This window comes from Vreelandella sp. F11 (assembly GCF_042466685.1).
Classification (GTDB): Bacteria; Pseudomonadota; Gammaproteobacteria; order Pseudomonadales; family Halomonadaceae; genus Vreelandella.
The window spans coordinates 3,410,487-3,425,843 of the sequence record NZ_CP170448.1; the positions used below are offsets into that span (position 1 = coordinate 3,410,487).

The window sequence follows — 15,357 nt, forward strand, 5'->3', positions numbered from 1 at the left end:
CTTAGTTTAAGCGAGAACCCAACCACTTGCCGATATCATTGACCTGCTGTGGGCAGAGCGCATGGGCCATGGGGTATTGGCGGTAGTTAACCGCGTAGCCCATCTCTTTTAAGCGGTCGGCGCCACTGCGGCCAAGGCTTTCAGGCACAATGGGGTCAAAGTTACCGTGTTGAACTTCAATAGGGATCTGACGATTGGCTTCCGCCAGGTCGATATTGTCGGCAGTCGCAAAGTAAGTCGACATGGCCAACAACCCTCCAAGCGGTTCAGGGAAAGTCAGCGCAGCGTGGTAGGCAACCGCACCACCTTGCGAAAAGCCTGCGACAATAATGCGCTGGCTATCGATACCCTGGTCAATCTGCTCTTGAATCAGTGTCTGGATTCGCTCAGCGGATTTCTTGAGTTGAACCTCATCGACCCGACGCCCCAAATCCATGGCGAGAATATCGTACCAAGCGGGCATCACCATACCGCCATTAATCGTCACGGCTAAGCGTGGCGCATGGGGCATGATAAAACGCACGTGGGAATCTTTGGGCAGCGCCAGTGCGGGCACCAGCGGTTCAAAATCGTGCCCATCCGCACCTAAACCGTGAATAATGAACACACAGGCATCGGCGGGTTGACCATCTTTCGGTTCAATAATCAGTTCGCCAGGAGCAGTCATAACGTCGTATTCCTTATGCAAAAAGCGTCACCCTAGCGCAAACCCGCGTTAACAGCGAGCGGGAGAGTGCCTAAAAATAGTCACAGACCACTTAAAAAGGCCATACCAGAGGTATTAAAAACAGCGCGATGGCCCCCGTCAGTATATTTAATCCACTGCCCAGGCGTAGAAAATCGCTTACTCGGTAACCACCAGGGCCATACACCATTAAATTGGTTTGATAGCCAATGGGGGTTAAAAAGCTCGCCGAGGCGGCAAACATAACCGCGACTACGTAGGGCATCGGGCTAACGCCCAAGCTTTCCGCGGCGCTCATCACCACCGGGAAAATAATCACCGCCGCGGCGTTATTGGTGACCAGTTCGGTTAGCAGCGCCACCACGCAGTAAGTGCCAATTAACAGCAGCAGTGGATTACCCGCCACCAGGGTCAGCACCCCACCGCCGATTACCCCGGCAGCGCCGGAACTCTGCAGCGCCGCCCCCACCCCAAAGGAGGCCGCAATAGTGAGCAGCACCTGAGTATCCAGGCCACGCTTGGCAGCGCCCACCGAACAACAGCCCGTGAGTAGCGCTAATGCCGCACCCAACATGGCAGCGTTGAGCATACTCAGTACACCAAGCGCGGCGAGCAGCACGGCGCCTAACAGCAAGCCCCACGCTAGCGGCGCTTTTTCATGGATAGGCCGCGCCGCGCCGTTGAGCTCACTAATGAGTAAAAAGTCCCTTGACTGTCGATGTCGCTCAATAAACGGGGGCCGCGCCTCAAGCAATAGCACATCCGCGGGCTGCAACCTCACCTGGCCCAGATTCCCCTTAACCCGTTCGCCGCCGCGGCAGATCGCCAACACCGCTGCCCCATAGAGGGTTCTAAAGTGACCATCGCGAATACGCTGGCCAATAAACTGACACTGATTAGAGACCACCGCCTCAACCAAGCGACGCTCTTTAAACTCCTTCTCCAAACTGGAAGTGCCATCCCGGGAGGGGATCAAGCCACGAATTTGCTGCAACTCCACTGCTGCATCAGAGGTGCCTGCAAACACCAAGCGGTCGCCGCCTTTGAGCTGCTCACCAGGCCCCACCACGCTGACCACGTTGCCTGCGCGTTCAATCTCTACCAGAAACAGCTCCTGTAGGTGACGTAACCCCGCCTCTTCAACGGTTCGATCCACCAGCACGCCAGCCGGATCGACTTCCATTTCGATAGTGAACTCCCGCGGGTTGGCGAACGCATTGGCCAGCCCTTCCCTGGCGGGCAACAACCGCGGCCCTAACAAAATGAGATAGGCAAGCCCGGCCACCGCAACGGGAACACCGACCCAGGCCAAATCCAACAGTCCCATACCAAGCTCTGGGTAGCGCTCCAGCAATAACCCATGCACTACCAGGTTCGTGCTGGTACCGAACAGCGTAATGGTGCCCCCCAGGATAGAGGCGAAACTAAGCGGCATCAGCAGCCGTTGGGGTGACAGGCGCAGCCGACGGCTCCAGCTCATGACCGCGGGAATATAGGTAGCAACAACGGGGGTATTATTGACAAAGCCGCTAAGCGAGGCCACCGGTAGCAACAGGCGAACCAGCGCGCCCCGCTCGCTTTTGGGCCGTTTAAGCACATAGCGAATAATCAGGTCGATGCCGCCGGTTTCGCGAATGCTGGCCACCAACACATACATAAACGCTACGGTAAACAGACCGCTATTGGAGAAGCCCCCCAGCGCCTGCTGGGGGTCAATCACCCCAAGCGTCATTAGCACAATAACCGCACCCAGCAAGATAATATCCGGCCCCAGGCGTGAAAAGGCCATTAACGGGAAGATGGTGAGCACCACCCCTACCGCTATCCAAGCATCCAGTGACATAACCACGACATCCTTAACCAATAAGCATGGCGGTATTGTGAAGCCAATTTTATATTCTAAAAAGTTATTTTTAGAAACATTTAAAGATCAAAATGGAATATGCAGCGCGAGGTGTGAGGTGTGAGGTGTGAGGTGTGAGGTGTGAGGTGTGAGGTGTGAGGTGTGAGGCGAGTTTAAGTTACAAAACCTGAAAAGCGAAAACCCCGCGCTTGGCGGGGTTTTCTGGTCAATCAACGCTAAGCGGTGATTGCTAACATCTCAATGCTTAAGAATAAACTTAAATCACCTTGATGTTAGAAGCCTGAAGGCCTTTTTTACCCTGGGTGACGTCGAAGGAGACCTTCTGACCATCTTGCAGAGATTTGAAGCCTTCTGCCTGAATTTCTGAGAAATGCGCGAACAGATCGTCGCCATTGTCGTCAGGAGAGATAAAGCCGAAACCTTTAGTGTCGTTAAACCACTTAACGGTACCAGTTGCCATGATCGAAATCCTCGATGTTGCTAATTAAACCGGGAAATACCCGAATTGCAGTGGGTATAACAAGAGACTTTCACCAGATTTAACGCTAGAGGCGCTTCTATACTGCTGACAACGTTCGACTTGCTAACCAACTAGCTTTATTTTGCGCTTAACCACCCTTCCACGTCAACACCCACTATAAATGCCGTTTAATAGCGTACATCGCTAAGTGCTACCGGGAACTTCACGACGCTCAGCCAGCATCCAGCCGGCAGCCTTCTCCGCAATCATCAGCGTGGGCGAGTTAGTGTTACCACTGGTGATAGTCGGCATAACGCTGGCGTCGGCCACTCTTAAGCCGCTAACACCACGCACTAGCAGCCGCGCATCGACCACTGCCATGGCATCATCCTTACGCCCCATTCGCGCGGTTCCCACTGGGTGAAAAATAGTCGTGCCGATATCACCGGCTAACCGGGTTAGCTCGTCATCGGTTTGATACTCAACACCAGGCTTAACCTCTTCTGGCGCATACTTGGCAAACGCAGGCTGCTCGGCAATGCGCCGGGTTACTCGCAGTGAATCCGCGGCCACCTTGCGATCTTCTGGAGTGCTCAGATAGTTAGGCGAAATCGATGGAGCCTCGCGTGGATCACTGCTTTTAAGCTGCACGGTGCCCCGGCTGGTAGGATTCAAATTACACACGCTGGCGGTTATCGCCGGGTAAGGGTGTAACGGCTGGCCAAACGCTTCCAGGCTTAGCGGCTGTACATGGTACTGAATATTGGGGTGGGGATGATCCGGCGTGCTGCGGGTAAAAGCCCCCAGTTGCGAAGGCGCCATGCTCATTGGCCCCGAGCGCTTAAGCAGGTACTCAAGGCCAATGCCGACTTTACCCCACAGCGTACTGGCCATGGCATTGAGGGTTTTGCCATTGGTGATGCGATATATCGAGCGAATCTGCAGATGATCCTGCAGGTTCTCACCCACCCCCGGCAGGTCATGGACTAGCTCAACGCCATGTTTGTGGAGCAGTTCGGCTGGCCCTACCCCAGAAAGTTGCAACAGGTGCGGTGTACCAATGGCACCCGCGCACAGGACGACTTCCTTGCTCGCTACAACGTGAAGGGGGTTGCCCTCACGCTCCACCTCAACGCCTGTGCAGCGCAGTGTATCTGCCTGTTCAAAAACCAGTCTATTCACTTGCGTAGAGTGCCATAACGTGAGGTTGTCGCGCTTGAGTGCTGTACGTAAAAACGCTTTGGCGGTATTCCAGCGCCAGCCCGAGCGCTGATTAACCTCAAAGTAGGCCACGCCTTCATTAGAGCCGCGGTTAAAATCGTCGCTGCGCGGTATGCCCGCCTGCACCGCAGCCTCGGCAAAATCATCCAATACCTGCCATTTTAGGCGCTGTTTTTCGATCCGCCACTCGCCGCCATGGCCGTGAAAATCGCGGTGTTTTGCATCGGTATCGCCGCCCTCATCCAAGCGGTAGTGGTCTTCGTGTTTGATAAAGTCGGGTAGGCAATTCTCCCATCGCCAGGCATCGTCGCCGGTGACCTCGGCCCAATGGTCGTAGTCCCGCGCCTGGCCACGCATATAAATCATGCCGTTAATACTGGAGCAGCCACCGAGGGTTTTGCCCCGCGGATAGATCAAAGAACGTCCGTTGAGCCCTTTATCAGGCTCGGTTCGAAACAACCAATCGGTACGCGGGTTATTGATGCAGTAGAGATAGCCCACTGGGATATGGATCCAGTGATAGTTATCCCGCCCCCCTGCTTCGATCAACAGCACCTTGTTGTTAGGGTTGGCGCTGAGTCGGTTAGCCAACAGACACCCGGCGGTGCCCGCTCCTACCACGATATAGTCGAAGTTCTTGGTATCGTCGACACTGTTATTAGTTGGCGCTGGCATGCGTTGGCTCCCATAACGTTTAGGCGTTACTTCGCCGTGGGCATTACAAATTCAGCGCCTGCGTCGATGGAGTCTGACCAGCGCTGCATGATGGATTTTTGCTTGGTGTAAAAACGCACGCCCTCTTCGCCGTAGGCATGCGTATCACCAAATAGCGAGCGCTTCCAACCGCCAAAGCCGTGCCACGCCATAGGCACTGGGATGGGCACATTGATACCCACCATGCCGACCTGAATACGGCGGCCAAACTCCCGCGCCACTGTACCGCTTTCGGTAAAGCAGCTAACGCCGTTGCCAAACTCGTGGTCGTTAATCAGTTGAATGGCCGTGGCGATATCCGGCACCCGCACACAGACCAACACCGGGCCAAAAATCTCCTCTTTATAGATCGTCATCTCGGGGGTGACGTTGTCGAACAGCGTGCCGCCCATCCAGAACCCTTCAGCACACTCATCACCCGCCGCTGAGGCGTCGAAAGTACGACCATCAACGACCAGTTCAGCGCCTTCCGCCACCCCTTTTTCGATATAGCCGGTAATCCGCTGATGAGCCTCACGGGTCACAATGGGGCCCATTTCCGCATCCAGCTGCATACCATCTTTTACTTTCAGCGCTTTGGCGAGTTCAGCCAGAGCTGGGACGACTTTATCCGCCACATCGCCCACCAATACGGCCACACTAATGGCCATGCAGCGCTCACCGGCTGAGCCGTAGGCGGCACCAATCAAGGCATCCACAGCCTTATCTAAATGCGCATCGGGCATCACCACCATATGGTTTTTAGCGCCGCCGAGAGCTTGAATGCGCTTGCCGTTGCGGGCACCGCGCTCGTAGATCAAGTTGGCAATCGGCGTTGAGCCCACAAACGACAGAGCTTTAACGTGCGGATGGTCGATGAGTGCTTCAACGGAGTCTTTATCACCCTGCACAACGTTAAATACGCCGTCGGGCAGACCCGCCTGCTTTAGCAATTCAGCCATCAGCAGTGAAGCGCTGGGGTCGAGCGGGCTGGGTTTCAAAATAAACGTATTACCCGCGGCAATCGCCAGGGGAAACATCCACATCGGCACCATGGCCGGGAAATTAAATGGCGTTATACCAGCAACGACACCTAACGGCTGGCGCGTCGTCCAGTTATCGATCCCTGTGCTCACTTGCTCGGTGTAATCGCCCTTTAACAACTGCGGAATACCGCAGGCAAACTCCACAATATCGATACCGCGAGCCACTTCCCCCTGGGCGTCGGTAAACACCTTGCCGTGCTCTTTGGTAATCGCTTCGGCTAGCTCATCTTTATGAGCGTTTAACAACTCTAAAAACTTGAACATTACCCGAGCACGACGGATGGGTGGGGTATCGGCCCAGGCGGGAAAAGCGGCTTGGGCGGCCTCTACCGCGGTATTGACGTCCGCTGGGGAAGCCAGCGATACACGACCGGTAACACGGCCGGTGGCGGGGTTGAATACGTCCTGAGAGTGAGAAGATTCACCAGCACTGACCTGGCCATTAATAAAGTGTTGAATCGCTGTTGTTGTCATGAGAAGTACCTGTTTTAAGAACGCATGTTGAGCGCGTGTGCAAAGAGCATACCTTCAGCCTAGCCTACTGGACCCTGCGAACGGATCAATTGAGTTATTTAAAAGCCAGTTATAAGCTCTACTAATATCAGCGCTCTATTTAAGGCCTACTATGCAAGACTACGCCACGCTGCGCGCCTTCGTGGCCGTTGCAAGAACGGGCAGCGTGTCGCGCGCCGCCGAGCAGCTACACCTGACTCAACCCGCCATTAGCCTAAAGTTAAAACAGCTACAGACCAATTTAGGCCTCACGCTGTTTAGCCGCCGTCCTCAGGGGCTTGCTTTGACCGCCGACGGCCATGCGCTGCTGCCCGCCGCCGAAAAAGCCTTGGCCAGCGCCCAGGCGTTTGAACAGACCGCCGGAACGCTACATAGCACGCTGCGCGGCAAGCTCTCGATCGGCACCATTGTCGACCCGGAATTTCTCCGCCTAGGCGCCTTTTTAAGCCGCCTGATGGCCCGTGCCCCCCAGTTAGAAACCGAGCTGCACCATGGCATGAGCGGCAGCGTGCTTAACCGCATTGAACAGGGCGATTTAGATGTCGGTTTTTATTTAGCGCCGCCCGGCGAAGACCCTGGCCTAGCCTCTGGGCTCGCCCCTGGCAAAGGACATGAAGCGCTGGCTTGGCGTGAGCTAACGCATTTTCACTATCATGTGATTGCCCCTCCGGGCTGGGAAAACCGGCTTATCGATACCCGCTGGGAGCACCTGGCCACGCTGCCGTGGATTGTCACGCCCCAAAATTCTGCCCACCATCGGCTGTTAAAACAGGCGCTTGGGCCAAGTGGCGCAGTACCCAATCGGGTGGCCCAGGTTGACCAAGAGGCCTGCATGCTTGACCTGGTGCGCGCAGGCGTTGGCCTAAGCCTGGCCCGGGACGCTCTAGCGATGACCGAACGCCAGGAGAGTGGTCTAGCCGTGGCCGACAACATTCGCCTGCCCTGTGCATTAAGCTTTATTTGGCGACACGACAGCGCCAACGAGCCGCCAGTAAATGCTGCGCTGAGTACACTGGATGAGGTATGGCCTCATCGACCCGGCTAGCTTGTAAGAGAATAGCTGTAACAGAATGGCTGTAAGGAAATCGCGCTTGATGCCACTAATCGACTCAACAGTACGCAATGACTCGCCACCACCACTGGAGTGCCTACGATGACCCGACTTCCGCTTTTGCGCCCCTTAACGCTCTGCATCATGGCCGTTGCAGGCCTCGCCAGTGCGTCACTCCAAGCCCAGTCGTCTCAAGAGCATGCCAATGCAGAAGCGACGTTTGCCGGGGGCTGCTTCTGGTGCATGGAACCTCCTTACGACAACCAACCCGGCGTTAGTGCCACCATTTCCGGCTACATCGGCGGCGAGCTTGAGAACCCCACCTACGAAGATATCACCCGAGGTAACACGGGCCACGCTGAAGTTGTTCAAATCGAGTACGACTCAGAGCAGATCAGCTACGCGCAGCTACTGGAGATCTTCTGGCGCAATATCGACCCCTTTGCGGTCGACCGTCAATTCTGCGATGTGGGCGATCAGTACCGTTCGGCGATTTTCTATCACAACGACGAGCAACGCGAACTGGCTGAAGCCTCCAAAGCGGAAATGGAGGCACGCTTTGACCGAGACGTTGCCACCCAAATAGTACCGGCCACCACCTTCTGGCCTGCCGAGGAGTACCATCAGGATTATTATCAAAAGAACCCCGTGCGCTATAAATTTTACCGCTACAGCTGTGGACGTGATGGCCGCCTGGACGAGGTCTGGGGTGAAGAAGCCGGTGGGCCTACGTTTGAGTAGCAGGTGAACAATATGATCTAACGCCAGCGCCGCTGCTTCTTCACTAACGTCGACTGATCGATTCCCAGCACAGCGGCCGCTGCGCGCGTCGTGCCATGCTTGGCAAGCGCTTGTTGAATGAGTTGCTGTTCAAACCGCTTAACCTGCTCTCGCAGATCACCACTTACGGACTCTGAACTAACCGGCAGAGCGGGAAATATCTCACTCGGCAGCGTAGTGGTAGTGATCTCATCCTCTACTGCCGTAACGGCTAAGCGCTCGGTTAAATTGATCAGCTCGCGGATATTGCCAGGCCATGAGTAGTTCGAAAGTAGTTCCAGCGCCTCGGGATCCCAGCGCCTATTAACATCGTGCAACTGATTGAAGTGGTCTAGGTAATAGTTCAGTAAGGGGATTACCTCATCGCGACGCTGCCGCAAAGGCGGTAACCATAGCGGCACCACGCTTATGCGATAAAATAGATCCTCACGAAAGCTCCCTTTCTTAACGTGGTCATTTAAATTCTGATGGGTAGCGGTAATCAGGCGCACGTTGGTATGACGAAAAGCTGTCCCGCCTACTGGTAAATAGCGATTTTCTTCCACCACTTTGAGTAGTTTCACCTGCAAAGCGAGGGGTAGATCACCGATTTCATCCAGAAAAAGCGTGCCGCCATGGGTCACATCCAGTAGCCCCTGCTTACCTCTTGGCGTAGCCCCGGTAAACGCCCCGGCGGCATAACCAAACAGTTCTGCTTCCAGCAATCCTTCCGGAAATGCCGCACAGTTAAGCTCCATAAACGGCCCTTCCGCACGGTCACTTTGCTGATGGATATAGCGCGCCAACAGCGTTTTACCCGTCCCCGTTTCACCTTGAATCAGGATCTTCGCGGTTGATTTCGCCACTCGCTTAGCAAGCGCAAAGCAGGGTTCCGTTTGCTGGCTGGTGATCACCCCAGGCGCACTTAGTGACGTTATCTCTGGCACTTTATACGCCTCACGAATGCGCTGGATCTGCTCTAACTGCTCCTGGGCGTGTTTCGCCAGCAATAGCTCGGTAATGTCACGCACACTGGTAACCACGTAGGCAATGGAGCCATCGGCATTGAACATGGGCGTGCCGGTCACAACAATCTTGCGACTGCCATGAATGGTCTGCACCAGCGTAATCGGACGACGTTCCCGGATAACCTCCAACGAGGCTGACTTAGAAATAAACCCCGCCTTCACCAAGTCAGCCATATGAAACCCAACTACCTCCGCACGTGAAATACCCGTGATACGTTCATAAGCTTTATTGATCGTCACCGTAATACCATTGGCATCGGTGATATAAACACCGTCATGCAAGGCATCCAGAAATGAACGTAATGGCTCATGGTCAAAGCCAGATGCATCAACGCATTCAGCCTCCGTCTGAGGTTTAATGCCTGTTACACGGTAGCACATACACTCGCCTACCAACTGGCCTAGCGCCGCGTCGCGCCGTGCCTTTTCAATATCGGTGCGGGTTAATACCCCAATCACCTGACCGTGGGTATCAAATACCTCAACCGCATCAGTGCCGTGCAAATCAAATAACGGCAGCGCGGCTTCCAACGACAGGCACTCTTCGATACGTTGCATAACAGCTCCCCTGATAGACCGCGCCCACCGCTTTCACGGTGGGCACTGGCTCTACATCCAATAGCTTTTAAGCCACTATAAAGGCAGAGTCTGTTATTTGCGCAAAGGCACCACCGGTTCAGGGTCAGTCTCTGGTTGCAATGCCTCATCCCAATCTTTCACGAAGGTTTTATCCACCTCGCCTGAGAAGAAGCGTTTGCCGTAAATTAACGCGCAGAGCAAGATACCCACCGCAAAAGCCCAAGTAGCCCCTTTAATGACTAACATGGCGGCAATAATGCCCGCGATACCCAAGTCCCGCTGGCTGCGCGCCTCCATAATGCCAATACGCACACTCACGTAGCCCTGAATCAATAGCGTCAGCGCCAGGGCAATTCCCAGGATGGGCTCCACCAAGCTCACGATCGGCAGTAGCAACAAGCCGGTATTCGTCCCCCAGCGGAATGAACCAGAGCCACCAAAGATAGAGTTCATCGCCGCTTTGCCCTGTTTGTAACGCTCCACCGTTACCACATGCATCGCAGCCCACAGCGGGCCACACATCACCACATCGGGGCCAAAGATACTCATCCCGAAGTTACGCCCACCAAAAATCATGTGTGCACGATTAGGGTTATAGTCGATTTTTTCGTCCTGACGCTTCTCGTCAGCTTCTTCCAGCAACGCCTTGCTTTGTAGCACATCGCCAAACAGCACAATGTAAGCGGCGATAACGGTGGGTAGCGCGGTCAAAAACATCGTCAGCGGCGGTAAGCCAACGCCAAACACTGTGTATTCGCTAAACATCAACGCAAAATCAGGCTGGCTAAACCCCCACTCCACATTCGGCCACGGCGCTTCACCAAACAGCGGAGCCACCACAATTGCCAGCACGATGATTGGGAAAATACCCAGCTTGCCTATGGCGCCCCACAGGCCACCCTTTGCTTTCAGCTTGTTGAAATGGCGAGAGAAAATCAGATAAAACGCGACGCCTACAGCAATCGCAATGGTGAACGGGTACTGCTCAAAGCGGCCACCCTCATCAAAGACCACCACAATAGCTGCCAGCCCAGCGCCCATAATAACCCCTGCTTTGATAGCTGAAGGAATCAGTCGCACCACTTTACTGGCCATGCCGGTTGCCCCCAGCCCCAGAGCCAGCGCCCCCAGCATCATCTGGAAGGCAATCAGCGCATGAACTCTGTCTACCCCCTCTGGAAAGGTCGATACATAAGCCATCAACAAAGGAATCGCAGGGGTAATCCAACCAGGAATAACCGGGTCACCCAGCAAGTGATGCATCAAATAGAGCAAGCCATTTAAGATTACTATGGCCAACGCCGCTTCAAACGGCATTCCTAACAGCTGCATCATTAATGGAATCGCGGCAAGATCCACTGCACACATTAATAGCCCTTGCAAATAGTCGGGCAGCTCAAAACGGTAGTGATAAAAAGGCAGGCGTAGTTTAAATGGCCCTAGCGGGGTATACGGGCTCTCTTCACCGTCAACGCGATGCTTCCAAGCACTCATGGCATGGACTCCTGTTTTAAAATTGTTAGTATTTTTAGATAGACGCTTTTTTGTTATTAAACGTTAATAAGCGGCGTGATAAATCGCCTCAATATCCGCCTGAGTTAATACCCGTGGGTTATTGCGCAACAAGCGCTCAACGTTGATCGCCTCGGCAGCTAACGCCGGAATGGCAGACTCAGGAATATCAAACGAACGCAGGCCAGAAGGGATCTCCACATCAGCGCACAGTTTGTGTAAGCGCTTGATAACCAGATCCGCCACCGCATCATCGGAAAGGCCCGTTACTGGCTCGTCGAACGCCACCGCAATACCCCGAAAGCGCTCAACGCAAGCCAACTTATTCCACTCCATGACGAAGGGAAGCAAGAGCGCATTGGTAACCCCATGGGCTAAGTGGTAACGCCCACCTAACGGGTACGCCAGGGCATGCACCGCACCTACACCCGCATTACCAAACGCCAGCCCCGCCAGCAGGCTACCGGTGGCCATATCCTCACGGGCGTGCAGATGGTTTGGGTTGGCAAACGCCTTGGGCAGCGCGTGCACAATCAGGTTCATCGCTTTCACCGCCAACGCATCGGTAATGGGTGTAGCAAAGTTTGAAAGGTAGGCTTCCACCGCATGCACCAGTGCATCCACACCGCTAGCCGCCGTCACTGAGCGCGGGCAGCTTAGCGTCAGTTCAGGAGCTACGATGGCTACATCAGGTAGTAAGCAATCGCTTACTATGCCTTTCTTCATTTGCTGGGCTTTATCTGACAAAATCGCAATATTAGTCACTTCAGAGCCCGTGCCCGCAGTAGTGGGCATAGCGATTAAAGGCACCTCACGCTGGGCGACTTTATTCTCGCCAAACAACCCCTCAAGTGGCCCCTCATAGCGCGCATAAACCGCCACACACTTAGCGATATCCATAGCACTGCCACCGCCAATAGCGATGACGCTATCGTGCTGGCCAGCAATAAAAGCACGGGTGCAGATTTCAACAATTTCCACTTCCGGCTCGGGCGTTACCTGATCAAACACCTCGTAGGACACATTGAGCGCCATGAGCTGTTCGGTGACGATCTCCAGCGTGCCTGAAGCCACCACACCGCTGTCAGTAACAAGCATGGGACTCTTCATTCCCAGTGATTGGACGTATGACTGCAACTGCTGTGCAGCCCCATGACCGGTAATCAACTTACCGGCACTTTTAAAGCTACTTACTTGATTAAGGTGACTTAACTGCATTTGGCGTTTCCTATTAGCGTTTTATTGGTTGTTGTACCAGCGCCATCGCTCCATAGAGGTATGCATGCTGGCTAGTTGTTACATAGCAAACGCCGTGCCAATCTAAAAAAACAACCAATCATCTGATTTTTAAGGGAAAATATTTAACATACAATTTTGCATAAATAAGTGGCTGACATAAGCGAGCCAATAAATCATCGGAAACATACATTTTGATGATTTTATTCATCAACATATTAGTGCGTAGGCCAAGAGCCTAGAAGGTACGTGCTTAAAACATGCATTATCCTTATTTTATCGCAATGCGATAAATAATAACTCTTGCCGATAAATAAAAAGTCACCTAGGCTCTGAAGTGACGTTATCGAAAAGTTTTTAACAAAGCGTAAATAACAACCCCTAACACTCTCGATGGTGACCCAATGAAACCTAAATCCAGCAACCAACCTGTTCTTCGCTTTAAAAAAGCGATGCTGTTACCGGCAGTACTGGGCGCAGCCTTATCGCTCGGTGCCACAGCCAACGCACAGGACGTGCTGAAAGCGGGCGGAACGCCAAGCGGGATTCCGTTTACGTTCCTGGACGTGCAGACGAATGAAATCACCGGCGCGATGGTCGATCTGGTCAATGCACTCGGCGAAGATATGGGCTATGAGGTCACTATTCAGGAGTCCCAGTTCAACGCATTAATACCCTCGCTGACCGCAGGGCATATCGATATTATTTCTGCCGCGATGCTGAAGACCGAAGAGCGCGCCAAACAGGTCGCGTTTAGCGATGATGTTTACCCCTACGGTGAAGGCGTTGTGACCCGTCAAGACTACGATGGAGAGATCAACACACTGGAAGACCTCTCAGGTGAAGTGATTGGCGCCCAGGTAGGCACCACCTATGTCGAACAGCTCAACAACATGGGCATTTTTCCAGAAATCCGCAATTACGACTCCCTGGCGGACATGATGCGCGACATCTCGTTAGGCCGCATTGTGGCGGGTGTCGGTGACGCGCCCATCATGGGCTATCACCTCAGCCAAGACCGCTTTCCACAACTTCAGCTAGCCGACAACTACGAGCAACAAATGGTGGGTCATATTGGCTTTGCGGTTGACCAGGAGAACACAGAACTGCTGGAACAAGTGAACACCTCGCTTGCTCACCTGAAAGAGGATGGCACCCTCGATGCCATCTTCGAAGAGTGGGGCTTATAAGCCACCTTCAGGTAACCCACCGGCAGCGTTAACGAATCAGCCTGCTAATGATCACCCCAGCACCGCTTCACTACCCCTTCGGGGGTAGTTGAAAAAGTGCATGCAAAATAAAGGCTTCCTATGGAGTTTTCGGACATCACCGCCTTTCTACCTATTTTATTAAAAGGTGCTCTGATTACGGTGCAGATCACCATTGGCGCCCTACTGCTAAGCACCCTGCTCGGCCTGCTACTCGCCCTGATGAAACTCTCACCCGTGCGAGCACTGTCGATCACCGCAGGCACCTTCATCAATGTGGTGCGCGGTCTACCGATTATTGTTCAACTGTTTTATATCTACTTCGTACTCCCCGAACTCGGCATACAGCTGAGCGCCTTCCAGGCCAGTATTATCGGGCTTGGCGTCGCCTACAGCGCCTATCAAGCGGAAAATTTCCGCGCCGGTATAGAAGCGATTGAAGCGGGCCAAATCGAAGCCGCCAGATCCATCGGCATGAAAAGCAAGCTCATCATGCGCCGGGTCGTGCTTCCCCAAGCGATCCGTATTGCGCTCCCTCCCTACGGCAATACGGCCGTCATGATTCTGAAAGACTCATCACTCGCCTCCACCATCACCGTGGCCGAAATGACCCGGGCCGGGCAGTTAATCGCCGCCTCCACCTTTCAAAACACTACGGTCTATACCCTGGTTGCCCTGCTCTATCTCTGCCTTAGCCTGCCGCTGATTTTTGGCGTTAACCGCCTAGAGCGCTATTTCGGGAAGTCAGCGAAAGGAGGCCAATAATGATCAATATCCACGCTATTCATAAATCCTTTGGCGACGTAGAAGTACTCAAGGGGGTCAGCCTAACGGTCGCCAAGGGTGAAGTGGTTTGTCTGATTGGCCCCTCAGGCTCTGGCAAGTCGACCGTGCTTCGCTGCATCAATGGCCTGGAGTCTTATGACCAGGGCAGCATTACGATCAACGACCGCCAGGTCGATGTGACCAGCAAAGATATTAACGACCTGCGTACTCAAGTCGGCATGGTATTCCAGCGCTTCAACCTATTCCCCCACCGCACGGTGGTCGAAAACGTCATGGAAGGCCCGATCTTCGTCAAAAACGAACCCCGGGATACCGCCCACGCCAATGCCGTCGCCTTACTGAAGAAAGTCGGGCTGGGCGATAAAGTCGATGCCTACCCGCAGCAGCTATCTGGCGGTCAGCAGCAGCGTGTTGCTATTGCCCGCGCGCTGGCTATGCAACCGGAAGCCATTCTGTTCGATGAGCCCACCTCCGCTCTCGACCCCGAACTGGTTGGCGATGTGCTTACTGTTATGCGCGACCTGGCCAACGAAGGCATGACCATGGTGGTCGTCACCCATGAAATGAGCTTTGCCAAAGAAGTCGCTGACCGCGTCTGCTTTCTGTATGGCGGGCAGATTGTCGAATCCGGCGATGCCCACACGCTGCTTACCCAGCCTTCCCACGAGCGCACCCAGGATTTTCTGCGTCGCGTGCTAAATCATTAACGGAGACCA

The 15,357-nt window shown here is 54.1% G+C and carries 13 protein-coding genes; 5 read left to right on the top strand and 8 right to left on the bottom strand.

Annotated elements, in window-relative coordinates; all coding sequences use genetic code 11:
• Nucleotide 1: 1 nt before the first annotated feature.
• From ACFIOZ_RS15645 to ACFIOZ_RS15665, 5 genes are all read right to left on the bottom strand, one after another.
• On the bottom strand, nt 2-667 hold the full coding sequence (locus ACFIOZ_RS15645; protein ID WP_386079502.1) for an alpha/beta hydrolase: 666 nt from the start codon (nt 665-667) through the stop codon (nt 2-4).
• Between the two features lie 91 nt (nt 668-758).
• Complete coding sequence (locus ACFIOZ_RS15650) at nt 759-2,528, bottom strand: SLC13 family permease (RefSeq protein WP_386079503.1); 1,770 nt, start codon at nt 2,526-2,528, stop codon at nt 759-761.
• A 277-nt stretch (nt 2,529-2,805) separates the two neighbouring features.
• Complete coding sequence (locus ACFIOZ_RS15655; RefSeq protein ID WP_088699784.1) at nt 2,806-3,009, bottom strand: cold-shock protein; 204 nt, start codon at nt 3,007-3,009, stop codon at nt 2,806-2,808.
• A gap of 204 nt (nt 3,010-3,213) precedes the next feature.
• The gene (locus ACFIOZ_RS15660; protein ID WP_386079505.1) at nt 3,214-4,905 is read right to left on the bottom strand and encodes a GMC family oxidoreductase; all 1,692 of its coding nucleotides are present in this window, start codon (nt 4,903-4,905) and stop codon (nt 3,214-3,216) included.
• Between the two features lie 26 nt (nt 4,906-4,931).
• Nucleotides 4,932-6,443, bottom strand: a complete 1,512-nt coding sequence (locus tag ACFIOZ_RS15665) for a CoA-acylating methylmalonate-semialdehyde dehydrogenase (protein ID WP_386079507.1) — start codon at nt 6,441-6,443, stop codon at nt 4,932-4,934.
• A gap of 151 nt (nt 6,444-6,594) precedes the next feature.
• On the opposite strand from ACFIOZ_RS15665, the gene ACFIOZ_RS15670 reads away from it, so the two are divergent.
• The gene (locus tag ACFIOZ_RS15670) at nt 6,595-7,527 is read left to right on the top strand and encodes a LysR family transcriptional regulator (RefSeq protein ID WP_386079508.1); all 933 of its coding nucleotides are present in this window, start codon (nt 6,595-6,597) and stop codon (nt 7,525-7,527) included.
• Between the two features lie 108 nt (nt 7,528-7,635).
• Nucleotides 7,636-8,274, top strand: a complete 639-nt coding sequence (gene msrA, locus ACFIOZ_RS15675) for a peptide-methionine (S)-S-oxide reductase MsrA (RefSeq protein WP_386079510.1) — start codon at nt 7,636-7,638, stop codon at nt 8,272-8,274.
• A 17-nt stretch (nt 8,275-8,291) separates the two neighbouring features.
• Here the strand turns inward: msrA and ACFIOZ_RS15680 are convergent, their stop codons facing one another.
• The 3 genes from ACFIOZ_RS15680 to ACFIOZ_RS15690 all read right to left on the bottom strand — a co-directional run bounded on the left by ACFIOZ_RS15680 (nt 8,292) and on the right by ACFIOZ_RS15690 (nt 12,629).
• Nucleotides 8,292-9,878, bottom strand: a complete 1,587-nt coding sequence (locus ACFIOZ_RS15680; RefSeq protein WP_386079512.1) for a sigma 54-interacting transcriptional regulator — start codon at nt 9,876-9,878, stop codon at nt 8,292-8,294.
• A gap of 93 nt (nt 9,879-9,971) precedes the next feature.
• Entirely contained in the window at nt 9,972-11,393 is a 1,422-nt protein-coding gene (locus tag ACFIOZ_RS15685) for a hypothetical protein (RefSeq protein WP_386079514.1), read from the bottom strand.
• 63 nt (nt 11,394-11,456) lie between these two features.
• Nucleotides 11,457-12,629 (bottom strand): iron-containing alcohol dehydrogenase, encoded by a 1,173-nt coding sequence (locus ACFIOZ_RS15690; protein WP_386079516.1) that lies wholly within the window; start codon nt 12,627-12,629, stop codon nt 11,457-11,459.
• Nucleotides 12,630-13,051: 422 nt separating this feature from the next.
• Between ACFIOZ_RS15690 and ACFIOZ_RS15695 the strand changes: the two genes are divergently transcribed.
• From ACFIOZ_RS15695 to ACFIOZ_RS15705, 3 genes are all read left to right on the top strand, one after another.
• Nucleotides 13,052-13,837, top strand: coding sequence for an ABC transporter substrate-binding protein (locus tag ACFIOZ_RS15695; protein WP_386079518.1), 786 nt, complete (start codon nt 13,052-13,054; stop codon nt 13,835-13,837).
• Between the two features lie 120 nt (nt 13,838-13,957).
• Nucleotides 13,958-14,620 (top strand): amino acid ABC transporter permease, encoded by a 663-nt coding sequence (locus tag ACFIOZ_RS15700; RefSeq protein WP_386079520.1) that lies wholly within the window; start codon nt 13,958-13,960, stop codon nt 14,618-14,620.
• Nucleotides 14,620-15,348: an amino acid ABC transporter ATP-binding protein gene (locus ACFIOZ_RS15705; protein WP_386079521.1), complete on the top strand. Its 729-nt coding sequence runs from the start codon at nt 14,620-14,622 to the stop codon at nt 15,346-15,348. The genes ACFIOZ_RS15700 and ACFIOZ_RS15705 overlap by 1 nt, the downstream gene beginning before the upstream one ends.
• The last annotated feature ends 9 nt before the right edge of the window (nt 15,349-15,357 follow it).